Here is a 26,935-nt window from a genome sequence, read left to right as displayed (position 1 = left end):
TCTAAATCAAACTTCCTTGAAACTTGCCGCCGTCTTTTTCAGTGCTTCGGAAACAGACATGGGCGGCACCCACCCCAGCAGATCCCGTGCCTTTGTAATATCGACTTGTAAAGACCCGCACAGCCGCTGGCCGATAGACTTGCGACCAATCAATGCCGCCCCCCACTCCAGCAGCATGGCTGGCACCGGCAGCAGTCGTGCCGGCTTACCCAGCGCCGCCCCCATGCGCCTGAGCAACTGGGTGGTCGAGAGGTCTTCACCGTCACTGGCCAGAAACGTCTGGCCAGCCGCAGCCGGATGGGTCATGCAAGTTACGATAAGGTCCACCAGGTTATCCAGTGCGACCAGGCTGCGCTGGTTGCCAATGGCGCCCAGAGGCAGCACGACACCTTTGTTCAGCCAACTCATCATGCTGCGAAAATTGGCCTTGACCCCTGGACCATAAACGAGCACCGGACGAATTATGACGACTTCCATGCCCGTGTTCTGCGCCAGCAACCGAAGTTGCTGCTCGGCTTCCATCTTGGAAACGCCATAAGGATCGCCTGGAGCCGGGACGTCATCTGCGGTGTAAGGCTGCCCTGGACGCGTGCCCTCGCCGTTGACCTTTATCGAGCTGATGAACACAAAGCGTTTCACACCCGCTTGCGCAGCTTGTTCAGCCAGCTTCAAGGTGCCCACCACGTTGACCTTGCGATATTCGGTCAGCGGATCGCTGGAAGCATCGGACATTACGTGAACGCGTGCAGCGCAGTGCACCAGAACGTCAACACCGCAAAGAGGAAGCGGTTCGCCAGCCAGATAATCCGGGCCGGCTCTCACCGGGGAGACCGTTGCCGGCAGTGCAACACCATCGCGACGAATCAGAGCCATCACCGTGCAACCTGCCATCGAGGACAGCCGTTCGACCACTGCCGAACCTACGAAGCCGCTGGCACCCGTGACGAAGTATGTGTGTTGATGATTCAAGCCGTGTGCTCCAACTGACGATAGACCTCAAGATGTTGTTCCACGATTTTTTCGATCGCAAACGCCTGTACCGCCAGTTCTCGACCCGCAGCGCCCATCTGACGCCGCAGCGCCGGATCTTCAATGAGCAGTTGCAGTTGATCGGCCAACGCGTGTGCATCCCGTACCGGCACCAGCAGCCCGGTGACGCCGGGGTCAATTGCGTCACGACAGCCGGGAACATCGGTGGTAACCACAGCTCGACCACAGGCGGCAGCTTCAACCAGCACCTTCGGCAGCCCTTCACGGTAGGAGGGCAAGGTTACGATATTGGCGTCTGAAAACAGTTGCGCAATATCGTCGCGATATCCCAGCAACTCGACAATACCCTCCTGGCGCCACGCATCCAGTTCAGCCCTGGTGACTGTGGCAGGGTTACCAGGGTCGACATCGCCAATCAATTGAAAGCGGGCTTGTACCCCGCGCTTGGCCAATATCCTGGCAGCCTCAACATACTCCACCACGCCTTTATCGCGCAAAAGCCGCGCAGCGAGACAGACTACAGGTAGCCCCTGAGGTTCTGGAACGTGCGCATAAAGTGCCAGATCGACACCCGAGCCACGAATCATCACAACCTTGGCCTCGGTAAGCCCGCCCATCGCCAGCAACAGGTCTCGGTCGTCAGGGTTTTGAAAGATCGAGCGCAGATTACGCTTACCCAACGCCAGGCGATAAAAAGCACTGACCAGACGCCGAACCAGCGCAGCCTTGGTGCCCTTGGAAAGAAACACGAAACCCAACCCGGAGATGGCCGTGACGACGCCTTTAACCGGAGCGAAGCGCGCAGCAACGCCGCCATAAAGGACCGGCTTGATGGTCACCAGGTGAAGCACATCTGGTTTCAAGCGCCATAACAACTTCCAGATGGTGAACATCAGCCCCAGCTCCGCCAACGGATTGCGGCCACTGCGCGATAGCGGCAGAGGATGAAACTCAAAACCCTGTGCCGTGATTGCAGCAACCGCAGCACCTGGCATGCAGGCGACATGAACCTTATAGCCAGCCGCCTGCGCACCTTTGGCAACAGCCAGACGATGGGACAGAAAAAATCCCGGATCATTGACTATAAACAACAACGTTTTAATCATCACTGCTCATCCAACCACGCCTGGAACATAAGGATGGTCCACAGGTGAGACTGCCAATTACCTCGCCCCTGAAGATGCTCGCTCCACATTTTCCTGATGGGCTCAGGCCGAAAGTAGCCATCCCGGACCAGGCGAGCTTCATCAAGGAGGGATTCGGCCCATTCGCGCAAAGAACCGCGCAACCACTCACCCAGCGGGATACCAAACCCTTGCTTGGGACGCTCGATCAGCTCTTTCGGGACGTGGCGATAAAGGACCTGACGCAACAGCCATTTCCCCTGACCATTACGGATTTTCAGATCAAGCGGCATACGCCACGCCAATTCGACCACTCGGTGGTCGAGCATGGGAACACGCCCTTCTATGCTCGCCGCCATGGAGGCCCGATCCAGCTTGACCATGATGTCATCCGACATATAGGTCTGAGCATCCATCGCCATCATCCAATGCTCGAAAGAATCGGTCTTCGGCCAGCGGGATGCGTCGGTAAACATTGTCGCAGGCTCTTCACCGCCGATGACAACGCTGGCCGGATCGCTCCAATGGCTGTTCAGTTGAAGGTAGAATTCATGCCCGTCCGCCAGCTTCAACACGTTGGCCAGTTTGTGCGCCTTGTCCCCAGGCCCGCTCACATGAAACCTGCTGGGAAGCAGCGGCTTTGCCAGGTTGAAAAGACTGTCCCACGTGGTGGGAGATACCGATCGTAAAAGGCTCGCGCTGGCCTGTCGCGCGAACGACGGCACATGCTGCATCTTCGACCATATCTTTTTTGCGCTCAGGTACCGGTTGTAGCCACCGAACAATTCGTCACCGCCGTCCCCACTGAGTACAACCTTCAATTGTTGGCTGGCCAGTTGACTGACAAGGAAGGTGGGAATCTGCGAGCTATCGCTGAAAGGTTCGCAATACATGGAAGACAGGCGCGGTATTACCGCTGCAGCGTCCTGAGGACGTACATACAGCTCAGTGTGCTGGGTGCCCAGGTGCCTGGACACAGCCTTGGCATGTACCGCCTCGTCGAACCCTCCCTCATCGAAGCCGATGGTGAACGTGCGTACCGGCTGGGTGCTCTGGGTTTGCATCAGGGCCACAACCGCGCTGCTGTCCACGCCTCCGCTCAGGAAAGCGCCCACCGGTACATCGGCCAGCATTTGCTGACCAATGCTCGACCGCAATTGAGCCTCGAGCAGATCAGTCGCCGCCTCGGGGCTGCCGGTGAACGGGTCAGCAAGACCTTTGGCCACTGCGTCATTAAGGCGCCAATACGGCTGGGGGATAGCGGATTTCGCAGCAGAGAGATCAGTCAGAGGCAGGACAACATAATGACCGCTCTGAAGCTTGGCGATGCCTTTGTAAATGCTGTATGGCGCCGGGATGCAATTGTGGCGAAGCAACAGCGTCAACGCATTGCGATCAATTTCCGCGCGAAACGCCGGAAACGCCTTGATGGCTTTGAGCTCCGAGCCGAAGAGCAAGATGTCATCCTGCCAGCCATAATAAAGCGGCTTCTCGCCCATACGATCACGGCCCAGCGTCAGGACCTGCTCTTGCCGGTCCCACAGCGCAAACGCAAACATGCCCACCGATGCATTCAGGGTCTTTTCAACACCCCAGCTCGCAAGCCCGGCCAGAAGCACTTCGGTGTCCGAATGGCCTTTCAGGCCCGTCGAGATAAGACCATCGTCATGCAACGCTTGCCTTAGTTCGCCATGGTTATAGATCTCGCCATTGAAGACGATGACAAATCGTCCGCAACTGGAATGCATCGGTTGATGCCCAGCTTCAGAGAGGTCAACAATTGCAAGACGCCGATGCCCCAAGGCGATTCCCGCATTCTCGTCAACCCACACACCGCTGTCGTCCGGGCCTCGATGAATGAGCGATGTGTTCATCAACCGAACAACAGCCTCGAGTTCGCCGTTACGCGAGCTGAAAATACCGCTCAAACCACACATTTACTGGGCACCCTGATTCGAAAGAAAGCGATGATATAGGTCTTTGTATTGATACTCGGTACATTTCATTGTGAAATTTTCGGCGATGCGCTTATAAACGCTCTGCCCCATCGCGGCACGCTCTGACGCTGTTGCAGAAAGTACCGAGACGAATGCTTCGGATAGCCGCCGAGCATTCTGTGCAGGCACTACCGGACCCAATCCACCCAACAGGAATGCTGCATCGCCCACATCGGTGGTGACGCAAGGCAATGCCATACTCATGGCTTCGCCAAGAACGTTGGGGAAGCCTTCGGTGAATGAATGCAGGCAAAAAATATCCATGGCTTTGAAACAGGCAGCAACGTCCTTACGCTCACCGAGCAGGACAAACCGATCTGCGTGACCGGTGGAAGCAATATCGGCCATCAGCGCTGCATTATTCTGATCAACATCGCGCCCTACCATCAGAAACCTGACGTTCGCAAACTGACCAGCAACCATGCCTGCGGCTTTTACAAAGTTGGCGTGGTCCTTGACCGCGTTGAAACGGCCGAGACTGCCGATCACAAGCTCATCACGCCCAATGCCATGAGCTTCTCGAATGGCGTCACGCTCAGAGGGTGTGGCTACCAGTCGCGCAAGATCAAAGCCATTAGGTATGACCGTCATTCGATCCGGCGCATAGCCGACTTCAACATGGGTTTTTCGCGATGCTTGTGCAGCGCAGACAATCACGTCAGGGATGGATCTGGAGAGCCACGCACACAGTTTTCGAATGATAATCGTGGCCTTGCCCCCACCGCTGCTTACATCCGTAGTCCTGACGCCCCATATGACACCTCTCACTCCGACCAGACGCGCTGCTATGCCTCCAACGAGATCAGAGTGGTACATCCAGGTCTGCACGATATCGGGCTTCTGCCGACGAAGATCACTGACCAACTTGATAGTAACGCCCAGCAAGTCCCACTTGCCGCGCATATGCAGGGTTTCGACGGCAATGCCGCTGGCTCGAAGCCGCACCCCCACTTCACCCAGGTCGGTCAGGGAGATCACGCGATGCTCATCCTCACCACGCGCCTTGAATGATTCACACAGGCGCAGCAGCATCAACTCCGCACCGCCAATATGCAGACCAACGATGATATGGGCTACTTTCAACGTCCCTGTTCCTCCAGCCAAGCTTGAAACATCAATACACCCCACAGCTTGCTCGAATGGTCGGCCCGGCCGCTCAGATGTTGCTCCCACACCCTTCGGATCACCGATGGATGAAAAAATCCTTCTTGCTGTAGACGTTTTTCATTCAGCAACACTTCCGACCACTCTCTGAGAGGCCCGCGCAACCAGGCCGCAATCGGAATGGAAAACCCTTTTTTTGGTCGTTCTATCAACGCGCGTGGAACGTGGCGGTATAGAACCTCTTTCAACGCCCATTTACCAACCCCTCCACGAATTTTCATATCCAGAGGTATACGCCATGCCAACTCGACAACACGATGATCGAGCAACGGAACGCGTGTCTCCAGACTGTTAGCCATGGCAGCGCGATCCACCTTTACAAGGATATCGTCGACCATGTAGGTCTGAGCATCCATTGCCATCATCCACTCTTCAAAGCCCGTCACAGCCGGCCATTTGGCTGGCGTGTTGAGCAATGTCGGGCCTTCATTTCCACTGATTAGCGCGTTCGAGGGCGTCTTCCAATGGCTGACAAGCTGGCAATAGAAGTCCTCGCGATTACGACAATCAAGAATATCAACCAGTTTTTCAGCCCTGCCTTTAAGCGGTAACTGCTTCAACGAACTCGCCGCCACGTGGCGCAGCCCGCTTGGTACTTTGCTGACCTTGCTCCATATGCGCGGCGCAAACTGGTAAGGGTTATACCCGCCAAACAGTTCATCACCTGCATCACCGCTCAACGTAACGGTGACATGCTCACGCGCCATTTGGCTGACAAGGAAGGTAGGTATTTGCGAACTGTCGGCAAACGGTTCGCAATAGATGCGCGGCAATTCTGGAATGATATTCAGCGCATCCTTGGCTTGAATATAAATTTCACTGTGTTCGGTATGCAGGTGGCGAGAAACTGCGAGCGCATGCTCCGCTTCGTTAAAACCATCTTCGCTGAAACCTATCGTGAAGGTTTTCACCGGGCGCGAGCTTTGCTTCTGCATGAGTGACACGATCAAGCTGCTATCGACGCCGCCGCTCAAGAACGCGCCCAATGGGACATCGGCGAGCATTTGCATGCCAATACTCTGATCAAGCTGGGTCTCGAGCGTGTCCACTACAGTCTTGCTATCGGCTTGCAGTGGATTGCCGAGACCGGCCTTTACAGCAGCATTGAAAGACCAGAATGGAATCAAATCGACGGACGCTCGCTTTTGCCCAAGCGAGATCGCGACGTAATGTCCAGGCGCGAGTTTTTCAATACCCTGATAAATACTGTACGGCGCCGGAACATAATTGTGCCTCAGGTACAGTGCCAGAGCATCGCGATCGATATTGGCCGAAAAGGCCGGGTGTACCTTAAGCGCCTTGAGTTCCGATCCAAATAACAGAACATCGTTATGCCAGCCCCAATACAGGGGTTTCTCTCCCAATCGATCGCGGGCCAGTATCAACTGGCGCTCCTGCGTGTCCCATAACGCAATGGCAAACATTCCTACCGTCGCCTGCAGGGTTTTCTCCACGCCCCATCGCTCGAAGCAGGCCAGTAAGGTTTCTGTATCCGAGTGCCCACGCCAGGTTTCGCCGTACTCGGTGGTGAGGAGGCTGCGCAACGAAAGGTGGTTATAAATCTCGCCATTGAACGCCATGACGTAGCGTCCGCTGGAAGAATGCATGGGCTGATGGCCCGCGGCTGAAAGATCGACAATTGCAAGCCGACGGTGCGACAGGCCTATTCCAAGTGATGCGTCCGACCATGTTCCGGCATCATCGGGGCCGCGGCTGTAAATCGCGTTACCCATCGCCGCCAGGATGTCATTTGCGCCATCACCCAGAGGGGCTGATGCGAAGAAACCAGAAAACCCACACATGCCTCAATTCCCCTGAACGTATTTAATCGCGATCCTAGCTTACGAGATATCCCAAGCAGTCTCAGGATGTCACCAGCATCGTATGCCGTGAACAACTAAAGCAGGGGACGACCTATCGTTAACAAAATAAAAAACCTTTGAAATTTCATTAGAAATAAATGGCCGTACAGCACTCATCGACGCTGACTTCTTCGGTGAGCCGCCCGCAGGCACAATAAAACAAAAGGCTCGAGCGCCCCTAGATTGGGCGCCTGAGACACTCCGAAAATAAGGCAAGCAACCATTACTTCAGAAAAGTCGAATACCAGCCCATTGCTTTCGTAATACCCTGCTGAATATCAAACTTCGGCTCATAGCCCAACAGCGTTTTTATCTTTCCGATATCAGCCTGAGAATGCCGAACATCGCCTGCACGAAAATCACGATACACGGGCGATTTTTCATAACTTATACCGTGCTGCGACAACGACTGGCGTAGCGCAGAAAACAGCATATTAAGGTCGGTACGCCCGCTGACCGCGACGTTATAAACTTGATTTCGCGCTGCGGACTCAGTCACGGTAGCGGCCAGCAGATTGGCTTGAACTGTGTTCTCGATAAAGCAGAAATCCCTGCTGGTTTCGCCGTCTCCGTTAATAAAAACCTCTTGATTCTTAATCATGGAAGCGGCCCATTTAGGGATCACCGCAGCATAGGCGCCCTCCGGATCCTGACGCTTACCAAACACGTTAAAGTAACGCAGACCGATGGTTTCAAAACCATAACACCTAGCGAATACTTCCGCGTAAAGCTCGTTGACATACTTGGTAACTGCGTACGGGGAGAGAGGTTTGCCAATAACGTCTTCCACTTTCGGCAAACCCGGGTGATCTCCGTACGTAGAACTACTGGCAGCGTAAGTGAAACTTTTTACTTGCGCATCCCTGGCCGCCACCAACATGTTAAGGAACCCATCAATATTGGTAGCATTCGTAGCGATTGGATCATTGAGGGAACGTGGTACCGACCCAAGCGCCGCCTGGTGCAATACGTAATCCACCCCTCCACATGCGCGCTGACAGTCATCCAATACCTTGATGTCACCTTCGATGAAGCTAAAACGAGCCCACTGCTGCGCAGTGACCGTACCTTTAACCTCATCGAGATTGCGCTGATGGCCCGTCGCAAAGTTGTCAAGGCCGACAACAACTTGATTCAGACCAAGCAAAGTCTCCAATAAATTGGAGCCAATAAATCCAGCTACTCCAGTGATCAACCACGTTTTAGGTGAAGTCTTGAGTGTTTCCAGGAGCGTTTCATAGCGGGACATAAATTGGCTCTTCGTTTATTGAAAAATAGAACGCATAAATAAAATTACAAACGAATATCAGACTCTTCACGGCTCAGCAGGTATTTCAGATCGTAGAGAACATGCTCAGCCTTACCAAACTTGCGAATTTTTTCAGCACCCAGAGCCTTGAATTCATTATGCGCAACGGCCAGCACAATACCGTCATAGACATCAGTGCCCGGTTCGGCAATAGGCGTTATGCCATATTCATGGTTGGCCTCTTCAGGGCTGACCCATGGATCATAGATATCCACTGCAATGTTGTACTCTTTCAACTCATTGACAATATCCACGATTCGCGTGTTACGCAGGTCCGGGCAGTTTTCCTTGAACGCCAGGCCCATAATCAATACACGAGCGCCATCGACATGAATACGGCGCTTAACCATCGTTTTTACCAACTGGGAGACCACATACGCGCCCATTCCGTCATTGAGACGGCGTCCCGCAAGAATGATTTCGGGGTGATAGCCGATGGATTGAGCCTTGTGAGTCAGGTAGTAGGGGTCGACGCCGATGCAGTGCCCGCCCACCAAGCCTGGCCGGAATGGCAGGAAATTCCATTTCGTGCCCGCAGCCTGGAGCACTGACTCCGTATCAATACCCATTTTATTGAAAATAATGGCCAGCTCATTGATCAGAGCGATGTTTAAGTCACGCTGGGTGTTTTCAATAACTTTTGCAGCTTCGGCAACTTTAATGCTGCTTGCCTTGTGCGTGCCCGCAATGATGATCTGGTTGTAAAGAGCATCCACCAGATCGGCGATCTCAGGTGTGGATCCAGAAGTCACCTTCTTGATGGTAGTGACACGATGCTCCTTGTCTCCCGGATTAATACGCTCAGGGCTGTATCCGGCAAAGAAATCGACGTTGAATTTTAATCCGGAAAATTTCTCAAGGACGGGCACACAGTCTTCTTCAGTTGCGCCGGGATAGACGGTCGACTCATAAATAACCAGGTCGCCTTTCTTCAGCACCTTACCGATACTTTCTGATGCCTTGATCAGTGGCGTAAGGTCTGGTTGGTTGTACTCATCAATCGGCGTAGGCACTGTCACCACAAACGTATTGCAGCTGGACAATTCGTCCAGATTAAAACTGAAGCTGAGCTTACCGGCCTGCTTCAACTCCTCATCGCTCACTTCCAGCGTGGAGTCGTGCCCGGCTCTCAAGGCCTGGATACGCGGCTGGTTGATGTCAAACCCAACCACCGTCCGATGCTTGCCAAACTCCACCGCGAGGGGCAGGCCAACATATCCAAGACCTATAATGGCGAGCTTAATATCTTCCAGTTTTTGCATAATTAAAGCCTAATAATAAAATAAAATTTCACTGAACCATCTTCAGCGCTGAATACGTCAACATCCCCGTGAATCAAGACCTCTGACAGCAGGTCCCCCGCAAGCTGAGCTCGCCCACCGGCAAGAAATCTCCAGCTGCTTGCTGGCGCTTTCTGCGCGCCAGCTGATTGATCGCTCAAGCCAATATCACTTTGCCATGCCTGTACCCGGATGGTTTAGCCGAGCTTAACCGTTCAAAAGTCAACACCTGCAAAAACAGCGTAAACCCGCTACACCCTTGAGCGAGGACGTTTGGTAAGCATAATACTACGAGATGCTTCACCAAATAAGCGCCAGCAGAACATAAACCGCACCACATGTATCTGCCAAAGCCAGATATGCTACCGGCACCATGAATGCGTGAGCGTTTTGGCTTCAGGTCAGCAAATCAACACCTCAAGCCAGCGCGCCTGGTAACCTCATATCAGCCTACCGCTCACTTTTTTCTACCTCTGCGTGTGCAGGCAGTGAGTGAGATAACCTACCAACTGCGGCGCTACGCTTAATTAACAGCAGCGAACGCGCCAGGGCGATCAAAACACCGAGGACCCCGCCCATAATAAGACCAGACAGCAGAATAAGAGCCTTTTTTGGTTTAATCGGCTTAATCGGCTCGAGCGCCAGCTTATCTATGACGACCAATTTCAACTGCGCCATATCAAGATTCAGACTACGGAGCCGGGCCTGCTCCCCCCGAAGAGGCGCAACATTACTCAAAAACAAATCTTCGTTTTTACGATTGTTCAGCAATTCAATCTCGCGATTAGACTGCAGCAATTGAAGGTCCTTGGCGATTTGCGCGATACGGACATCGGTAAAGTCATCACTCTTCCGCTGTAGCAGAGCGCTACGCTCTGCCTCCAGCGCCTCGACCCCCATGAAGTACAGAGGGAGTTGCTGATTATTGATTTCGGTACGAATGACGCTGGATGACCGATTATTGCTTTTATCACCTAATGACGAAAGCGTAGATGGTTTTTGTATTCCAAGTGATTTAGCAATTGCAATGGATTCACCCAACAGCGCCAGTCGATCGCTACGAGCGGCCTTTAGCTGAGCGCGCAGTGCCTTGAGCTCATCTTGCAATTGAGCACGACGAAGCACATCTTTCTCGGCCAACTTTGCAATCCTGGCCTCTTTATCCATTTCGTAACTTGAGCGAGCTGCGCTCAACTTTCCTTCAATTTCCGTTAATCGATTTTTAACAATCACACTCAAGTCAGCAGCAATCTGCTGCCGCTGCGCATTAATTGCGTATTCGACAAACCCATTGAGAATAGACACCCCATCTATCCCCTTGGGGTAGGTCATTTCAAGCTTAATATAGTTGCTTAATTCGTCCGATTTCTTGGGATCCGGAACTTCAAGATTTATTGAATTTTTATTGAACTCCTCAAAACTCTGCTCCAATGTTCTCCCTGGGCGCGAGAAAGCCTTGAACAGATTTTGATGCGAGCGAAAGAAACCAAGACGAATATCGTAAGACTCAAGCGCCTCCCCCACTTTAATCAACGCCTGCGCCGGTGGAAGCGTATAAACTTCAGACCGATTCAAAGCGTCCAGTTCGTTAATTGCGGCAGGGCGCAGGACGCTGGTCACTTGATATTCTGGCGTAACTAAAAAGGCGTAAACAGCCGACAGAGCGCCGGCAAGCACGACGACGGCAAAAATTAGAACCTTATTTTGCCAGAGCCCATGAAAAAGCATTTCAAGGCCGAATTTTTCCGCAGGGGGTACCGGAATGACGCGAAGACTACTACTCACAACAAAAACCTGCCTTCAAGAAGAAACTGCGGGCTCGTTATGCAGACAAATTGTGTGTTTGTTCTAATTGGATGACCGCCTGAACCGAGCGTCTCTGCCAAATTCCGAGCGCACAAACTGCCTGTTATCGAGAACAGATTTCATTTTGCCATCTCTCTGGTTTATTACAAGACTTGACATGTCTGTAGGCCTTTACCTACAACGCCAAAAAAACCAATATCAGTCATGCCGGGTGACAACGAGGCGGAAGGAGAGTTTCGGATCTGACAGATCACAGCCAATGATTTAACGAAACCCCAAGCCTCTAGGCACTCCCAAGTAGAAAAGCGCCTGGGGACCTGGACTTACCCGCAAACGATATTTTCTGACAGGCGGTCATGACCCTTTACTCAGTCCAATCCAAACAAGCTAGAGCAGACTTCAGCTTCGCCCGCCTGCCATAGACCTGCGATGACGACGCCCTACCAAAACACCCAGCAACGGCCCTATCACCATCCCAACAATCAACGCCACCACAACAAACACCGAAACAGGCAGCTCCCTAGTAGCCTGCCCCAGAAACGAAAGCGATACGCCCTGCTGATTTTCCAATACAAACGCCAGGACTATCAAAGCAACGATCAGTACCGCGAATACCGCAACAACGCGCTTAACCCCACGCATAACCTTCTCCTACCTCAAAAACACTCAGACGCCTTCTTCCTCTTCTTCGTTCACCCGGTCACGCAACTCTTTGCCCGGCTTGAAGTGAGGGACGAATTTACCGTCGAGACTGACGGATTGGCCTGTCTTTGGATTGCGGCCAACGCGGGGCGCGCGGTAGTGCAGGGAGAAACTGCCGAAGCCACGGATCTCAATGCGATCGCCGGTGGCCAGACACTGGGACATTTGCTCAAGCATAGTCTTGATAGCCAGCTCAACATCCTTGGATGAGAGCAGCCCTTGATGGGTGACAATTCGTTCGATCAACTCCGACTTCGTCATATTTTTCCCTTCTTTTTCAAGCAGCTAGGAAAAGCGCTCCGAAGGTTTTAGCATGACTTGATGAATTTGAACAGCCCACGCAATCGCGGCGGGTCATTTACAGATGACCAACATCGTTCGAGTGACTGCGCCGGCAGGATTCCAACCAAACAAGTAATCGCCCTCTTCATCCTTCGCGTCGCTGGACCGCGTGATCACCTTATAGCCCTGCATCTTGCATTCGCGAGCAGCGCGCTTCTCACACTTCTCCCAATTACCGCCAAGGCCCGAGCAGTCGATCTCTATCCCACTCACACCGCGCTTGACGTGCGTTTTTGCGCTAGTGACGGAACAGCCTGACAGCATCACCAATACGAGCACTACGATAAGCCTGTTCATTCAAATCCTTATTGAAACAAAACGCCGAGAGCGCTTTTACAATGACTATAGCCAGTTCTGACAACGACCTGTAGACCAGAGATACCCGAGGATGATTCAACGAATTTCAGACACAAAAAAGGGCGACCGAAGTCGCCCTTTTTCTATGGTCTGACAGAACTTAGTTCTGTTTTTCCATTTGTGCACGCAGCAGGTCGCCCAGAGTGGTAGGACCAGCAGCAATTTCAGAGGTAGCTGGCTTGTCGCGCAGGCTCTGGATTGCTTCTTTCTCTTCAGCATCGTCTTTCGACTTGATGGAGAGCTGGATTACACGGCTCTTGCGGTCAACGCTGATGATCTTGGCTTCTACTTCCTGGCCTTCTTTCAGAACGTTGCGCGCGTCTTCAACGCGGTCACGGCTGATTTCGGAGGCTTTCAGAGTCGCTTCGATATCGTCGGCCAACGTGATGATGGCGCCTTTAGCGTCAACTTCTTTCACGATGCCTTTAACGATTGCGCCTTTGTCGTTGTCCTGAACGAATTCAGAGAACGGGTCGCTTTCCAGTTGCTTGATACCCAGGGAGATGCGCTCGCGCTCTGGGTCAACCGACAGGATAACGGTGTCCAGCTCGTCGCCCTTCTTGAAACGACGAACAGCTTCTTCGCCGACTTCGTTCCAGGAGATGTCGGACAGGTGAACCAGGCCGTCGATGCCGCCGTCCAGACCAATGAAGATACCGAAATCGGTGATCGACTTGATGGTGCCGGAGATCTTATCGCCCTTGTTGAACTGGCCGGAGAAATCTTCCCATGGGTTGGATTTGCACTGCTTGATACCCAGGGAGATACGACGACGCTCTTCGTCGATGTCCAGAACCATAACTTCCACTTCGTCGCCGACTTGTACGACTTTCGAAGGGTGGATGTTCTTGTTGGTCCAGTCCATTTCGGAAACGTGTACCAGGCCTTCCACGCCTTCTTCCAGCTCAGCGAAGCAGCCGTAGTCGGTCAGGTTGGTTACACGCGCGGTCACGCGGGTGCTTTCCGGGTAACGCGCTTTGATAGCAACCCATGGATCTTCACCCAGTTGCTTCAGGCCCAGGGAAACACGGTTGCGCTCGCGATCGTATTTCAGAACCTTGACATCGATCTCGTCGCCAACGTTGACGATTTCGGAAGGATGCTTGATACGCTTCCAGGCCATGTCGGTAATGTGCAGCAGGCCATCGACGCCACCCAGATCGACGAATGCGCCGTAATCGGTGAGGTTCTTGACGATACCTTTGACTTGTTGGCCTTCCTGCAGGGATTCCAGCAGAGCTTCACGCTCGGCGGAGTTCTCTGCTTCCAGGACGCTGCGACGGGAAACGACAACGTTGTTGCGCTTCTGGTCGAGCTTGATGACCTTGAATTCGAGTTCCTTGCCTTCCAGGTGCGTGGTGTCGCGCACTGGACGAACGTCGACCAAAGAACCTGGCAGGAACGCACGGATGCCGTTAACGTCGACAGTGAAGCCGCCTTTAACCTTACCGTTGATAACGCCCTTGACCACTTCTTCAGCTGCGAAGGCTGCTTCGAGAACAATCCAGCATTCAGCGCGCTTGGCTTTTTCACGGGACAGCTTGGTTTCACCGAAACCGTCTTCAACCGAGTCCAGAGCAACGTGAACTTCGTCACCGACGTTGATGTTCAGCTCGCCAGCATCGTTGTAGAACTGTTCCAGCGGGATCAGAGCTTCAGACTTCAGACCAGCGTGAACGGTTACCCAGCGAGCTTGGTAATCGATATCAACGATAACACCGGTGATGATGGAGCCTGCCTGAAGGTTCAGGGTTTTTAGGCTTTCTTCAAAGAGTTCCGCAAAGCTTTCGCTCATTTTAATTCCTGTTGATAAGGGCGAAGAATACGCCCATCTCCACACCCCAGACGGTATGGGTCAGTTTCATTTAGAAGAAGCACCGCAGGACTTTGACTGGTCCCCTGCAGCCTTCTTGGTCACCCGGCGATATCGCGAATGGCGATCTCACTCATGATGCGTTCCAGCACCTGCTCGATGGAAAGCTCCGTGGAATCCAGCTGTATGGCGTCAGCCGCCGGCTTGAGCGGGGCTACCGCACGCTGGGTATCACGCTCATCGCGTGCACGGATCTCATCTAGCAGACTCGACAGACTAACACCATCGACTTTGCCCTTCAACTGCAAGTAACGGCGGCGCGCACGCTCCTCGGCACTGGCGGTCAGGAAAATCTTCAGCGGCGCCTCAGGAAACACCACGGTGCCCATGTCGCGGCCATCCGCCACCAGGCCTGGCGGCTCCTGGAATGCACGCTGACGCTGCAGCAACGCATCACGCACCGCCGGCAGCGCGGCGACCTGGGACGCCCATGAGCCAACCTGCTCGTTACGCAGGTCATCGGTCACATCATCACCTTCAAGGATGATGCGCTGCGGATGCCCTTCGGTCGCGCCGACGAACTGCACGTCAAGATGTGCCGCCAGCAGTTTCAGGGATTCTTCGTTGGTAAGGTCGACGCCATGGTTGCGTGCGGCAAACGCCAGCAGGCGATACAGCGCGCCGGAGTCCAGCAGGCACCAGCCCAGGCGCTTGGCCAGGATGCCGGCGATAGTGCCTTTGCCCGAGCCGCTTGGCCCGTCGATGGTAATCACCGGTGCTTTGATATTCACAATTGAGCCTCTTGGGCAACACGCATGCCGACGTGGGCACACAGGGTAAGAAAATTCGGAAAAGACGTCGCTACATTGGCACAGTCATGGATACGAATCGGCGCCGCCGCTCGCAGGCCAGCCACGCTGAAGGCCATGGCAATCCGGTGGTCTGCATGGGCCTGCACCTCGCCGCCGCTTAACGGGCCGCCGTCGATGATAATCCCATCGGCGGTAGGTTCACACTTCACCCCGAGCATCAGCAGACCATCGGCCATAACCTGAATGCGGTCGGATTCCTTCACGCGCAGCTCCTGAGCACCGCGCAGCACCGTTCTACCTTCAGCGCAGGCTGCCGCGACAAACAACACCGGAAACTCATCAATCGCCAACGGAACCAGCGCCTCGGGAATTTCGATCCCCTTCAATGCAGCCGAACGCACGCGCAGATCCGCGACAGGCTCACCGCCCACCTCACGCTGGTTTTCCAGGCTGATATCAGCGCCCATCAATCGCAGGATATCAATCACGCCGGTGCGCGTCGGGTTAATGCCGACATGCTCCAGCAGCAGCTCGGCCCCGTCGGCAAGCGAAGCTGCCACCAGGAAAAACGCCGCCGAGGAGATATCCCCGGGCACTTCTATTATATGCGCTGCGCTGAGCACATGACCCGACTCCACCGAAGCGGTCGCGCCCTCCACCGCCACCGGGCAACCAAACCCGCGCAACAGGCGCTCGGTATGATCACGGGTCGGCGCAGGCTCGGTCACAGCGGTCTTGCCTTCGGCGTACAACCCCGCCAGCAGCAGACTGGATTTGACCTGGGCACTGGCCATCGGCAGCGTGTAATTCAACCCTTTCAACGACTGACCACCACGAATGCTCAACGGCGGACGCCCTTCAGGCCCCGTCTCAATCACCGCCCCCATTTCCCGCAGCGGCTGGACCACACGATTCATCGGGCGCCGGGACAGCGAGGCGTCGCCGGTCAATACGCTGTCAAAGCGCTGCGCCGCGAGCAACCCGGCAAGCAGGCGCATCGAGGTGCCGGAGTTGCCGAGGTAGATCGGCCCCGGTGGCGCCTTCAGCCCCTGCAGGCCGACGCCATGGATCGTCACGCGCCCATGGTGCGGACCTTCGATCACAACGCCCATGTCACGAAACGCCTGCAAGGTCGCCAGAGCATCCTCGCCCTCCAGGAAACCTTCCACTTCGGTGACCCCTTCGGCCAACGAGCCCAGCATGATCGAGCGATGGGAGATCGACTTGTCGCCCGGCACACGGATGCGACCACTCAAGCGACCACCCGGGCTGGCCACGAAGACCACCTCATCAGCGCTCACAGCGGTTTCCATATAGGCCCGGCGCGCCAGGATCTTGCTGAAGTGCTCACGCGCCACCCGCGCACGCGTGAACACGCCCAGTAACTGATGACCATCTCCGGCATCGACCGCGTCGCGCAAGGCGTCGAGGTCGCTGCGGAAGGTATCCAGGGTGCGCAACACCGCTTCGCGATTGGCGAGAAAGATGTCGTGCCACATCACCGGGTCGCTGCCGGCAATCCGCGTGAAATCACGGAAGCCGCCAGCGGCGTAGCGGAAGATCTCCAGGTTTTCGTTGCGTTTGGCCAGCGAATCCACCAGACCAAACGCCAGCAGATGCGGCAGGTGGCTGGTCGCCGCCAGCACTTCGTCGTGACGCTCGACCTGCATATGCTCGACATCCGCCCCCAGTTCGCGCCACAGACGATCAACCACGGCCAGCGCCGCCGGATCGGTTTGCACCAGCGGCGTCAGAATCACTTTGTGCCGACGAAACAACTGCGCATTCGAGGCTTCCACCCCGCTCTGCTCGGAGCCGGCAATCGGGTGGCCCGGCACAAAACGCGCCGGCATGCCGCCAAACGCCTGTTGCGCCGCGCGCACCACATTGCCTTTGGCACTGCCGACGTCGGTGAGAATCGCCTGGCCCAGGTCCATGCCGGCCAATACCCCAAGCAGCTTTTCCATCGCGAGGATCGGCACCGCCAGCTGGATCACATCCGCGCCCTGGCAAGCCAGGGCCAGGTCCGCTTCACAGCGGTCGACCACGCCCAGCTCAACCGCCAGCGTGCGCGATTGCGGGTCCAGGTCCACACCGACCACTTCGCCACACAGCCCGCTTTCACGCAGGCCTTTGGCGAAGGAGCCACCGATCAACCCCAGGCCGACCACCACCAGGCGACCGATCATAGGCACAGCAGGTTGCAATGCAGTGACATCAACCACGAGCGAGAACCTTGGCCAGTGCCTCAAGGAAGCGGCTGTTCTCGGCCGGCAGGCCTATGGTGATACGCAGGTGGTTCGGCATGCCGTAGTTGGCCACCGGGCGCACGATCACGCCTTCGCGCAGCAGGCCCTGGAATACCGGGGCGGCCACCTGACCGAGGTCGACGCAGATGAAATTGCCCTTGGACGGAATCCAGCCCAGGCCCAATTCACGGAAACCTTGCTGCAGTTGCAGCATGCCGCGTTCATTGATGCGACGGCCTTCCTCCAGGTACTCGGTGTCCTTAACCGCCGCGCAGGCTGCGGCCAGGGCCAGGCTGTTGACATTGAAGGGCTGGCGCACGCGGTTCAGCACATCCGCCACCACCGCCGTCGACAGGCCGTAGCCAACGCGCAACGACGCCAGGCCATAGGCCTTGGAGAAGGTGCGCGACACCAGCAGGTTCGGGTAGGTCGCCAGGAAGTCGAGGCCGTTTGGCAACTCGCCGCCTTCGGCGTACTCGATATAGGCTTCGTCGAGCACCACCAGCACGTGTTCGGGCACGTCTTGCAGGAAGTCGTTCAACGCCTTCGCATCAAACCAGGTGCCGGTGGGGTTGTTCGGGTTGGCGATAAACACCACGCGCGTCTGCGCGTCGATGGCCGCGAGCATCGACGGCAGGTCATGGCCCCAGTCCCTGGCCGGAATTATCCGCGCATCGGCGCCAACGGCCTGGGTCACGATGGGGTAGACCGCAAACGCATGCTCGCTGAACACCGCATTCAGGCCGGGCGCCAGGTAGGCACGACCGACCAGCTCAAGAATGTCGTTGGAGCCGTTGCCCAGGGTCACCTGGTTAAGTTCCACAGCGCAGTTTTGCGCCAGCAGCGACTTCAGCGCAAAGCCGTTGCCATCCGGATAACGGGTCAACTCGGCCAGCTCTTCACGAATCGCCGCCAGCACCTTGGGGCTCGGGCCCAGCGGGTTTTCGTTACTCGCCAGTTTGACGATCTTCGAAGGGTCCAGGTTCAACTCACGCGCCAGTTCGTCCACAGGCTTGCCCGGCACGTACGGCGAGAGTTGTTGCACGCCCGGCTGCGCCAGGGCGAGGAAGTTGCCACTCATGTCAAAGCCTCACAAAACCGCTTTCGGGTAAGAGCCGAGCACCTTGAGTGCTACCGCTTCCTGACTGATCTTCTCGAGCACGCCCTTGACCAGCGGGTCGCGGTGATGGCCGATGAAGTCGATAAAGAACACATAGGTCCATTTACCGCTGCGCGAAGGACGCGTCTCGATGCGCGTCAGGTCAATCCCGTTGTCGTGGAACGGCACCAGCAGTTCATGCAGGGCGCCTGGCTTGTTGCTCATGGACACGATGATCGAAGTCTTGTCGTCGCCGGTCGGCGGCACTTCCTGACTGCCGATCATCAGGAACCGCGTGGAGTTGTCCGGGCGGTCCTCGATCTTTTCGGCCAGGCGCGTCAGCCCGTAAAGGCCCGCCGCCATGTCACCGGCGATCGCCGCCGAATTCCACTCACCCTTGACCCGCTTGGCGGCCTCGGCGTTGCTCGACACTGCCACGCGCTCGACATTCGGGTAATGGGCATCCAGCCACTTGCGGCACTGGGCCAGGGACTGAGCGTGAGAGTAGATACGGCTGATGCTGTCGGTCTTGGTGTTTTCGCCCACCAGCAGGTGATGGTGAATGCGCAGCTCGACTTCGCCGCAGATCACCATGTCGTGCTCGAGGAAGCTGTCGAGGGTGTGATTGACCGCGCCTTCGGTGGAGTTTTCCACCGGCACCACGCCAAAATTCACCGCACCGGCCGCCACTTCACGGAACACTTCATCGATGGCCGCCATGGGCTTGCTGATCACGGCGTGGCCGAAGTGCTTCATGGCTGCCGCCTGGGTGAACGTGCCTTCAGGGCCGAGGTAAGCCACTTTCAGCGGCTGCTCGAGGGCCAGGCACGAGGACATGATTTCGCGGAACAACCGCGCCATCTCTTCGTTGCCCAATGGGCCCCTGTTGCGCTCCATCACACGCTTGAGCACCGCCGCTTCACGCTCGGGCCGATAGAACACCGGCACCTCGCCTTCGGCCAGCTCAGCCATCTTCACCCGCGCCACTTCCTGGGCGCAGCGCGCACGCTCACTGATGAGTTCCAGGACTTTCTCGTCCAGGCTATCGATGCGGACCCGCAGGGCCTTGAGTTCTTGCTCAGACATTAGCCGTGTTCCTTTTCGAACTCTGCCATGTAGGCAACCAGCGCGTTGATCGCGTGGATGTCCACAGCGTTGTAGATGGAGGCGCGCATGCCACCCACCGAGCGGTGGCCCTTGAGATTCAGCAGGCCGCGCGCGTCGGCACCGGCCAGGAATGGTTTGTCCAGGCGGTCGTCAGCCAGGCGGAACGGTACGTTCATCCACGAGCGGTTGCCGAGGTTGATCGGGTTGCTGTAGAGGCCGCTGGCGTCGATGAAGTCGTACAGGACGCGCTTCTTCTCTTCGTTGAGCTTGCCCATGGCAGCGACACCGCCCTGCTCTTTCAGCCACTCGAACACCAGGCCCGAGAGGTACCAGGCGAATGCCGGCGGGGTGTTGTACATCGAGCCGTTGTCGGCTGCGACCTTGTAGTTGAGCATCGTCGGGCACACCGCACGGGCTCGGCCCAGCAGGTCTTCACGGATGATGTTGACCAGGATGCCGCTCGGGCCGATGTTCTTCTGTGCACCGGCGTAGATCATGCCGTAGCGCGACACATCGATCGGGCGCGAAAGAATGTCCGAGGACATGTCACACACCAGCGGGACGTCGCCCACTTCAGGCACCCAGTCGAATTGCAGGCCACCGATGGTTTCGTTCGCCACGTAATGCACGTAGGCCGCATCCTTCGTCAGCTTCCACTCGTTCTGACCAGGAATAGCGAAGTAGTCGTAGGGCTTGGCGGTGCCTGCCACATTGACGTTGCCGTAACGGGAGGCCTCCTCAATCGCCTTCTGCCCCCAGATGCCGGTGTCGATGTAGTCGGCCGCGCCGCCTTCGGGCAGCAGGTTCAGCGGGATCTGGGCGAACTGCTGACTGGCACCGCCTTGCAGGAACAGCACCTTGTAGTTTGAAGGGATGCCCAGCAGGTCGCGCAGGTCCTGCTCGGCCTTGGTGGCGATGGAGACGAACTCATCGCTGCGATGGCTCATTTCCATCACGGAGAGGCCTTTTCCATGCCAGTCGAGGAGTTCACCCTGCGCGCGTTGCAGGACTGCTTCAGGAAGCGCCGCGGGACCGGCACAGAAGTTATAGGCTCTCTTGCTCACATCCAATCTCACTCTGATCTGGTGGGGCTGCAATCATGTTCGGCAACAACCTTTCGCTGGAGCGAACCCTTGTAGGCGCGGGCTTGCCTGCGATACAGGCACTGCGGTGGTTCCAGTGATACCGCGGTGATGCTATCGCAGGCAAGCCAGCGCCCACAGGGATCGGTGCCAGACCAAGGATAGGTATTTCAAAGGGGACACAAACAACAAGGGGGCGAATCTTCATCCGCCCCCTGTGTGTCCGCTTATTCCTGCGGTTCTTCTTCGTCTGCGGCAGCATCGAGGGTGGGCTCGTCGATGTTGTCATCGCCGGTTGCGATCACCTCACCGTCAAACTCTTCACCTTCCAGCTCTTCACCTTCAATTTCCGAAGGCTCCTGCACACGCTCAAGGCCTACCAGCTTCTCGTCCTTGGCCAGCTTGATCAGGGTGACGCCCTGAGTGTTACGGCCCAGGCTCGAGACTTCGGCCACACGGGTACGCACCAGCGTGCCCTGATCGGAAATCAGCATGATTTCCTCGCCGTCGAGCACCTGCACCGCGCCGACCAGACGGCCGTTGCGGTCGTTGCTGACCATGGCGATCACGCCCTGGCCGCCACGCTTGTACTCGGGGAACTCGCTGATGGCTGTGCGCTTGCCGTAACCACGCGCCGAAGCGGTGAGGATCTGGCTGCCTTCTTCCGGGATCAGCATCGAAATCAGCTTCTGCCCTTCCGGCAGACGCATGCCGCGTACACCACGGGCCGTACGGCCCATGGCACGCACGTCGGATTCCTTGAAGCGCGTGACCTTGCCGCCATCGGAGAACAGCATCACTTCACGTGCGCCATCGGTAATGGCGGCCGAGATCAATACGTCACCTTCATCCAGCTCCAGGGCGATCAGGCCCACGCTGCGCTGACGGCTGAAGGATTCCAGCGGGGTCTTCTTGACGGTGCCTTTGGCAGTCGCCATGAAGATGAAGTGACCTTCGGTGTACTCGTCGACCGGCAGCATGGTGGTGATGTATTCATCACTGTCCAGGGGCAGCAGGTTGACCAGCGGACGACCACGGGCGGCGCGGGACGCCTCGGGGATTTCGTAGGTTTTGAGCCAGTACACCTTGCCCTTGCTGGAGAACAGCAGCAGCGTGGTGTGACTGTTGGCGACCAACAGATGAGCGATGTAGTCCTCATCCTTCACGCCGGTAGCCGATTTGCCTTTACCGCCACGACGCTGGGCCTGGTATGCCGCCAGCGGCTGGGTCTTGGCATAGCCGCCGTGGGAGATGGTCACCACGCGGTCTTCTTCCGGAATCATGTCGCCCAGGGTCAGGTCGAGGCGGGCATCGAGGATTTCGGTGCGGCGCACGTCACCGTATTCGGCGCGGATCACTTCCAGCTCTTCGCGGATCACTTCCATCAGGCGCACGGCGCTGTTGAGGATGCGGATCAGCTCGCCGATCTGGTTGAGAATCTCCTGGTACTCGGCCAGCAGTTTCTCGTGTTCCAGGCCGGTCAGACGGTGCAGACGCAGTTCCAGGATGGCCTGGGCCTGTTCCGGCGACAGGAAGTACTTGCCATCACGCAGACCGTATTGCGGATCCAGGGTCTCCGGACGACAGGAGTCGGCACCGGCGCGCTCAACCATTGCCACGACGGCGCTGGATTCCCACGGCATCTTGATCAGCGCTTCCTTGGCTTCCGACGGCGTCGGCGAAGCCTTGATCAGCGCGATGACCGGGTCGATGTTCGACAGCGCAACCGCCTGGCCTTCCAGGATGTGGCCGCGCTCGCGGGCCTTGCGCAGTTCGAACACGGTACGGCGGGTGACCACTTCGCGACGGTGACGCACGAAGGCTTCCAACAAATCCTTGAGGTTCAGGATGCGTGGACGGCCATCGATCAGTGCAACCACGTTGATACCAAACACGCTTTGCAGCTGGGTCTGGGCGTAGAGGTTGTTGAGGATCACCTCAGGCACTTCGCCACGACGCAGCTCGATCACCACGCGCATACCGTCTTTGTCGGACTCGTCGCGCAGCTCGGTGATGCCTTCCAGTTTCTTCTCTTTAACCAGCTCGGCGATCTTCTCGATCAGACGCGCCTTGTTGAGCTGGTACGGCAGTTCGGTGATAACGATCTGCTGGCGGCCACCGACCTTGTCGATGTCTTCGATGATCGAGCGGGCGCGCATGTAAATGCGGCCGCGACCGGTGCGATAGGCTTCGATGATGCCGGCACGACCGTTGATGATCGCGGCGGTCGGGAAGTCCGGACCGGGAATGTATTGCATCAGCTCATCGACGGTCAGCTCGGGGTTGTCGATGAGGGCCAGGCAACCGTCGATGACTTCACCGAGGTTGTGCGGCGGAATGTTGGTGGCCATGCCCACGGCAATACCGCTGGAACCGTTGACCAGCAGGTTGGGAATACGGGTCGGCATGACGGCCGGGATCATTTCGGTGCCGTCGTAGTTCGGCACCCAGTCCACGGTTTCCTTGTGCAGGTCGGCCAGCAACTCGTGCGCCAGCTTGGTCATGCGCACTTCGGTGTATCGCATGGCCGCGGCGTTGTCGCCGTCGACCGAACCGAAGTTGCCCTGGCCGTCTACCAGCAGGTAGCGCAGGGAAAATGGCTGGGCCATCCGAACAATGGTGTCGTACACCGCAGTGTCGCCGTGCGGGTGATACTTACCGATCACGTCACCGACAACACGGGCAGATTTCTTGTACGGCTTGTTCCAGTCGTTACCCAGCTCGCTCATCGCGAACAGCACACGCCGGTGCACGGGCTTCAAGCCATCGCGCGCATCAGGCAGTGCCCGACCCACGATTACGCTCATTGCGTAGTCAAGGTAGGACTGTTTCAGCTCGTCTTCGATATTGACCGGGAGGATTTCTTTGGCCAGTTCGCCCATGAGAAGCCTGATTCCTTTTTCGGGTGAAACCTCGTCACATCCATTCGGGATGAACGAAGCTCGCCGCTGCCGGCAGGGTGCCTGACAACGACTTACGACAAATCAACGAGTTATGACACGGATCTGCACGTTACAGGCAACCCCTTTGGGTGGCCCTGGAAACCGCCGGATGTTATCACAATCGCCGCCACGCACCTATCCCCCTCATGCGCATGGAGGCCAGTAATTTGACCGGTGACAGGCTTGAGGGGGACGAGAGGGGCTCAGAGGTGGGGTGGTGGTGTTTTTTGAGGGTGAATCCGGGAGTTTTATTGACTTTGAGGGCCAATCGGGGGCAAGCCCCCTCCCACACTTGAAGGGTGAACACAGTCAAACATGTGGGAGGGGGCTTGCCCCCGATAGCAATGACACAGACACCAAAGCCTTCAATGCAGTCGCTTGCGGCACATCAACCTGGCCAGCTTGGCGGTATCCGGCCGCTCCACAACACCTTTTTCAGTGACGATCACATCAATCAGGTCAGCCGGCGTCACGTCGAACGCCGGATTCAACGCCGGCACCTCCAGACGCTGGCCGCCAATGTCCAGCAACTCCTCGACATCGCGCTCTTCCAGCGTCACCTCCTCACCGGTGGCCATCATCAAGTCGACCGTCGAACTCGGCGCCACCACCATAAAGCGCACGCCATGGTGCATGGCGCACACGGCCAACTGGTAGGTGCCAATGGTGCTGATCACGTCACCATTGGCCGCAATGCAGTCGGCGCCGACGACCACCCAGGTCACGCCCTTGGTCTTGAGGATATGTGCGCCGGCAGAGTCGGCATTCACCGTGACCGGGACCCCGTCGCCCGCCAGCTCCCAGGCGGTCAGTCGCGAGCCTTGCAGCCAGGGGCGGGTCTCGTTGGCATAAACCTGCTCGACCAGGCCCTCCAAAAAGGCCGCGCGAATCACACCGAGTGCCGTGCCGACGCCACCCGTCGCCAGGGCGCCAGCGTTGCCATGGGTGAGGATCGCCTGGACATTGCCCTGATGCTTGCGAATCCGCTCCATGCCCAATTGGGCCATGACAACATTGGCTTCGCGGTCGCTCTCATGGATCGTGATCGCTTCGGCTTCCAGCGCCGCCAGGGGGTCGGCGTGCTTCTTGAGGCGGTCCAGGCGGTCGCGCATGCGCTTGAGTGCCCAGAACAGATTGGCGGCGGTCGGACGGGTATCGGCCAGCAGCGCGTAGTCTTCCTCCCACGCCGCCTGCCAGTCATCGCCTTCGGTGATACGCGCGCGGGCGGCCAGCACCAGACCGAAGGCGGCGCTGATGCCGATGGCCGATGCCCCGCGCACCACCCTCGCGCGAATGGCCGTGGCCACTTCCTCCGCTGTCGAGCAGGCCACCCAGCTCTGGCGGGCCGGCAAGGTACGCTGATCGAGCAGGTACAGTGCGCCATCCCGCCACTCGATGGCCTTCACTTTCTCCGCAGCCAACAGTCGGTCGCGCATGCCTAACCCCGCACTCATGAACAAAAGCCGCCGATTATAGCGATCCGCCAGCCAGGACGCTCGGGTATACTTCGCCCTTCTTTTTATAGCTGCCAGGGAAGAAGCCTGCGATGACCGCCACTGCCGCCCCGCTCGACTTATTGCTGCTGCCGACCTGGCTGGTACCTGTCGAACCCGCCGGTGTGGTGCTCAAGGAGCATGCGCTGGGCATTCGCGATGGCTGCATTGCGTTTATCGGGCCACGGGCGGCCGCGTTGAAGCTGGCGGCCAACGAAGTGCGCGAGCTGCCGGGCATGCTGCTCAGTCCCGGCCTGATCAACGCCCACGGGCACGCGGCGATGAGCCTGTTTCGCGGCCTGGCCGACGACCTGCCGCTGATGACCTGGCTGGAAAAACACATCTGGCCCGCCGAGGCCAAGTGGGTCGATGAAGCCTTCGTACGCGACGGCACCGATCTGGCGATCGCCGAGCAGCTCATGGGCGGCATCACCTGCTTTGCCGACATGTACTTCCACCCCAAGGTCGCCAGCGACTGCGTACACAACAGTGGCATGCGCGCGCAAATCGCGATCCCGATCCTCGACTTCCCGATCCCCGGCGCCAGCAGCGCCGACGAGGCGATCCGCCAGGGCATCGAACTGTTCGGCGACCTCAAGCACCACCCACGCATCAAGATCGCCTTCGGCCCCCACGCCCCCTACACGGTGTGCGACGCCAACCTGGAAAAGGTCCGGGTCATCGCCGAAGAGCTCGACGCCGTCATCCAGATGCACGTGCACGAAACCGCCTTCGAGGTGCAGCAGGCCGTCGAACAGACCGGCGAGCGGCCATTGGCGCGCCTGGGCCGTCTCGGTTTGCTTGGTCCGCGCTTCCAGGCCGTGCACATGACGCAGATCAGCGAGGACGACCTGGCCTTGCTGGTCGAGAGCAACACCAGCCTCATCCATTGCCCCGAATCCAACCTGAAACTGGCCAGCGGCTTTTGCCCGGTGGAGCGCCTGTGGCAGGCCGGGGTCAATGTGGCCATCGGCACCGACGGCGCGGCCAGCAACAATGACCTGGACCTGCTCGGCGAAACCCGCACCGCCGCGCTGCTGGCCAAAGCCGTGGCCGGCTCGGCCACCGCGCTGGACGCCCACCGCGCCTTGCGCATGGCCACCCTTAACGGCGCGCGGGCCATGGGCCTGGAAAGCCAGATCGGCTCACTGGAAGTGGGCAAGGCCGCCGACATGGTCGCCTTCGATCTTTCAGGCCTGGCGCAACAACCGATCTTTGACCCGGTCTCACAACTTATCTATGCCACCGGGCGCGAGTGCGTGAAACACCTGTGGGTCGCCGGCAAGCAGTTGCTCGACGACCGGCAACTGACCCGCATGGATGAACAACAGTTGACCGCCAAGGCCATCGCCTGGGGCCAACGCATCAGCGGGCATAACGAATAACGAAGGGGCTGGGCCGTACG

20 protein-coding genes are annotated in these 26,935 nt (G+C 57.4%); 1 reads left to right on the top strand and 19 read right to left on the bottom strand.

Annotated features, from left to right (window positions below; genetic code table 11):
- Nucleotides 1-6 precede the first annotated feature (6 nt).
- From RHM60_RS24175 to mtnA, 19 genes are all read right to left on the bottom strand, one after another.
- Complete coding sequence (locus RHM60_RS24175) at nt 7-969, bottom strand: UDP-glucose 4-epimerase family protein (protein WP_209980396.1); 963 nt, start codon at nt 967-969, stop codon at nt 7-9.
- Nucleotides 966-2,096 (bottom strand): glycosyltransferase family 4 protein, encoded by a 1,131-nt coding sequence (locus tag RHM60_RS24170; protein ID WP_209980394.1) that lies wholly within the window; start codon nt 2,094-2,096, stop codon nt 966-968. The genes RHM60_RS24175 and RHM60_RS24170 overlap by 4 nt, the downstream gene beginning before the upstream one ends.
- Nucleotides 2,096-4,051 (bottom strand): asparagine synthase (glutamine-hydrolyzing), encoded by a 1,956-nt coding sequence (asnB, locus tag RHM60_RS24165; RefSeq protein WP_322213024.1) that lies wholly within the window; start codon nt 4,049-4,051, stop codon nt 2,096-2,098. Before asnB (RHM60_RS24165) ends, RHM60_RS24170 begins: the two co-directional genes overlap by 1 nt.
- Nucleotides 4,052-5,194, bottom strand: a complete 1,143-nt coding sequence (locus RHM60_RS24160) for a glycosyltransferase family 4 protein (RefSeq protein ID WP_209980389.1) — start codon at nt 5,192-5,194, stop codon at nt 4,052-4,054.
- Nucleotides 5,191-7,077, bottom strand: coding sequence for an asparagine synthase (glutamine-hydrolyzing) (asnB, locus tag RHM60_RS24155; protein ID WP_322213023.1), 1,887 nt, complete (start codon nt 7,075-7,077; stop codon nt 5,191-5,193). The genes RHM60_RS24160 and asnB (RHM60_RS24155) overlap by 4 nt, the downstream gene beginning before the upstream one ends.
- A gap of 283 nt (nt 7,078-7,360) precedes the next feature.
- On the bottom strand, nt 7,361-8,386 hold the full coding sequence (locus tag RHM60_RS24150) for an NAD-dependent epimerase/dehydratase family protein (RefSeq protein WP_322213022.1): 1,026 nt from the start codon (nt 8,384-8,386) through the stop codon (nt 7,361-7,363).
- Between the two features lie 44 nt (nt 8,387-8,430).
- Nucleotides 8,431-9,708, bottom strand: coding sequence for a Vi polysaccharide biosynthesis UDP-N-acetylglucosamine C-6 dehydrogenase TviB (gene tviB, locus RHM60_RS24145; RefSeq protein ID WP_209980379.1), 1,278 nt, complete (start codon nt 9,706-9,708; stop codon nt 8,431-8,433).
- A gap of 468 nt (nt 9,709-10,176) precedes the next feature.
- Entirely contained in the window at nt 10,177-11,511 is a 1,335-nt protein-coding gene (locus tag RHM60_RS24140) for a Wzz/FepE/Etk N-terminal domain-containing protein (protein WP_416195153.1), read from the bottom strand.
- A 420-nt stretch (nt 11,512-11,931) separates the two neighbouring features.
- Entirely contained in the window at nt 11,932-12,174 is a 243-nt protein-coding gene (locus RHM60_RS24135; protein ID WP_231423141.1) for a lipopolysaccharide assembly protein LapA domain-containing protein, read from the bottom strand.
- Nucleotides 12,175-12,198: 24 nt separating this feature from the next.
- A complete protein-coding gene (gene ihfB, locus RHM60_RS24130; protein ID WP_003189779.1) occupies nt 12,199-12,495 on the bottom strand; it encodes an integration host factor subunit beta in 297 nt (98 codons plus the stop codon).
- A 93-nt stretch (nt 12,496-12,588) separates the two neighbouring features.
- Nucleotides 12,589-12,873: a hypothetical protein gene (locus RHM60_RS24125; protein WP_231423142.1), complete on the bottom strand. Its 285-nt coding sequence runs from the start codon at nt 12,871-12,873 to the stop codon at nt 12,589-12,591.
- Between the two features lie 160 nt (nt 12,874-13,033).
- A complete protein-coding gene (rpsA, locus tag RHM60_RS24120; protein WP_322213015.1) occupies nt 13,034-14,728 on the bottom strand; it encodes a 30S ribosomal protein S1 in 1,695 nt (564 codons plus the stop codon).
- A 119-nt stretch (nt 14,729-14,847) separates the two neighbouring features.
- Nucleotides 14,848-15,537 carry a (d)CMP kinase gene (cmk, locus tag RHM60_RS24115; protein WP_012722932.1) on the bottom strand — a complete coding sequence of 230 codons (690 nt, stop codon included), beginning with the start codon at nt 15,535-15,537 and terminating at the stop codon, nt 14,848-14,850.
- Entirely contained in the window at nt 15,534-17,747 is a 2,214-nt protein-coding gene (locus RHM60_RS24110; protein WP_322214664.1) for a bifunctional prephenate dehydrogenase/3-phosphoshikimate 1-carboxyvinyltransferase, read from the bottom strand. Before RHM60_RS24110 ends, cmk begins: the two co-directional genes overlap by 4 nt.
- A gap of 28 nt (nt 17,748-17,775) precedes the next feature.
- Nucleotides 17,776-18,888 carry a histidinol-phosphate transaminase gene (hisC, locus tag RHM60_RS24105; protein WP_322213012.1) on the bottom strand — a complete coding sequence of 371 codons (1,113 nt, stop codon included), beginning with the start codon at nt 18,886-18,888 and terminating at the stop codon, nt 17,776-17,778.
- 9 nt (nt 18,889-18,897) lie between these two features.
- Nucleotides 18,898-19,992 (bottom strand): prephenate dehydratase, encoded by a 1,095-nt coding sequence (gene pheA / locus RHM60_RS24100; RefSeq protein WP_057009614.1) that lies wholly within the window; start codon nt 19,990-19,992, stop codon nt 18,898-18,900.
- A complete protein-coding gene (gene serC / locus RHM60_RS24095; RefSeq protein WP_322213009.1) occupies nt 19,992-21,077 on the bottom strand; it encodes a 3-phosphoserine/phosphohydroxythreonine transaminase in 1,086 nt (361 codons plus the stop codon). Before serC ends, pheA begins: the two co-directional genes overlap by 1 nt.
- Before the next feature lie 245 nt (nt 21,078-21,322).
- Complete coding sequence (gene gyrA / locus RHM60_RS24090; protein ID WP_209980365.1) at nt 21,323-23,977, bottom strand: DNA gyrase subunit A; 2,655 nt, start codon at nt 23,975-23,977, stop codon at nt 21,323-21,325.
- A 425-nt stretch (nt 23,978-24,402) separates the two neighbouring features.
- Nucleotides 24,403-25,473, bottom strand: coding sequence for an S-methyl-5-thioribose-1-phosphate isomerase (gene mtnA / locus RHM60_RS24085; RefSeq protein WP_322213007.1), 1,071 nt, complete (start codon nt 25,471-25,473; stop codon nt 24,403-24,405).
- Between the two features lie 110 nt (nt 25,474-25,583).
- On the opposite strand from mtnA, the gene RHM60_RS24080 reads away from it, so the two are divergent.
- On the top strand, nt 25,584-26,915 hold the full coding sequence (locus RHM60_RS24080; protein WP_322213005.1) for a TRZ/ATZ family hydrolase: 1,332 nt from the start codon (nt 25,584-25,586) through the stop codon (nt 26,913-26,915).
- Nucleotides 26,916-26,935 lie beyond the last annotated feature (20 nt).

It is taken from the genome of Pseudomonas sp. MH9.3, assembly GCF_034354675.1.
Taxonomy (GTDB): domain Bacteria; phylum Pseudomonadota; class Gammaproteobacteria; order Pseudomonadales; family Pseudomonadaceae; genus Aquipseudomonas.
The sequence above is the reverse complement of the archived record's forward strand: the minus strand, read 5'-3'. Positions and strand labels throughout refer to the sequence as shown.

Excerpts from the sequence above, each read along its gene's own strand:
- RHM60_RS24110 (WP_322214664.1), bottom strand. The coding sequence starts at position 17,747 with ATGATCGGTCGCCTGGTGGTGGTCGGCCTGGGGTTGATCGGTGGCTCC.
- asnB (WP_322213023.1), bottom strand. The coding sequence starts at position 7,077 with ATGTGTGGGTTTTCTGGTTTCTTCGCATCAGCCCCTCTGGGTGATGGC.
- RHM60_RS24170 (WP_209980394.1), bottom strand. The coding sequence starts at position 2,096 with ATGATTAAAACGTTGTTGTTTATAGTCAATGATCCGGGATTTTTTCTG.
- pheA (WP_057009614.1), bottom strand. The coding sequence starts at position 19,992 with ATGTCTGAGCAAGAACTCAAGGCCCTGCGGGTCCGCATCGATAGCCTG.
- RHM60_RS24150 (WP_322213022.1), bottom strand. The coding sequence starts at position 8,386 with ATGTCCCGCTATGAAACGCTCCTGGAAACACTCAAGACTTCACCTAAA.
- gyrA (WP_209980365.1), bottom strand. The coding sequence starts at position 23,977 with ATGGGCGAACTGGCCAAAGAAATCCTCCCGGTCAATATCGAAGACGAG.
- RHM60_RS24080 (WP_322213005.1), top strand. The coding sequence starts at position 25,584 with ATGACCGCCACTGCCGCCCCGCTCGACTTATTGCTGCTGCCGACCTGG.
- rpsA (WP_322213015.1), bottom strand. The coding sequence starts at position 14,728 with ATGAGCGAAAGCTTTGCGGAACTCTTTGAAGAAAGCCTAAAAACCCTG.
- RHM60_RS24125 (WP_231423142.1), bottom strand. The coding sequence starts at position 12,873 with ATGAACAGGCTTATCGTAGTGCTCGTATTGGTGATGCTGTCAGGCTGT.
- tviB (WP_209980379.1), bottom strand. The coding sequence starts at position 9,708 with ATGCAAAAACTGGAAGATATTAAGCTCGCCATTATAGGTCTTGGATAT.
- mtnA (WP_322213007.1), bottom strand. The coding sequence starts at position 25,473 with ATGCGCGACCGACTGTTGGCTGCGGAGAAAGTGAAGGCCATCGAGTGG.
- ihfB (WP_003189779.1), bottom strand. The coding sequence starts at position 12,495 with ATGACGAAGTCGGAGTTGATCGAACGAATTGTCACCCATCAAGGGCTG.
- asnB (WP_322213024.1), bottom strand. The coding sequence starts at position 4,051 with ATGTGTGGTTTGAGCGGTATTTTCAGCTCGCGTAACGGCGAACTCGAG.
- hisC (WP_322213012.1), bottom strand. The coding sequence starts at position 18,888 with ATGAGTGGCAACTTCCTCGCCCTGGCGCAGCCGGGCGTGCAACAACTC.
- RHM60_RS24135 (WP_231423141.1), bottom strand. The coding sequence starts at position 12,174 with ATGCGTGGGGTTAAGCGCGTTGTTGCGGTATTCGCGGTACTGATCGTT.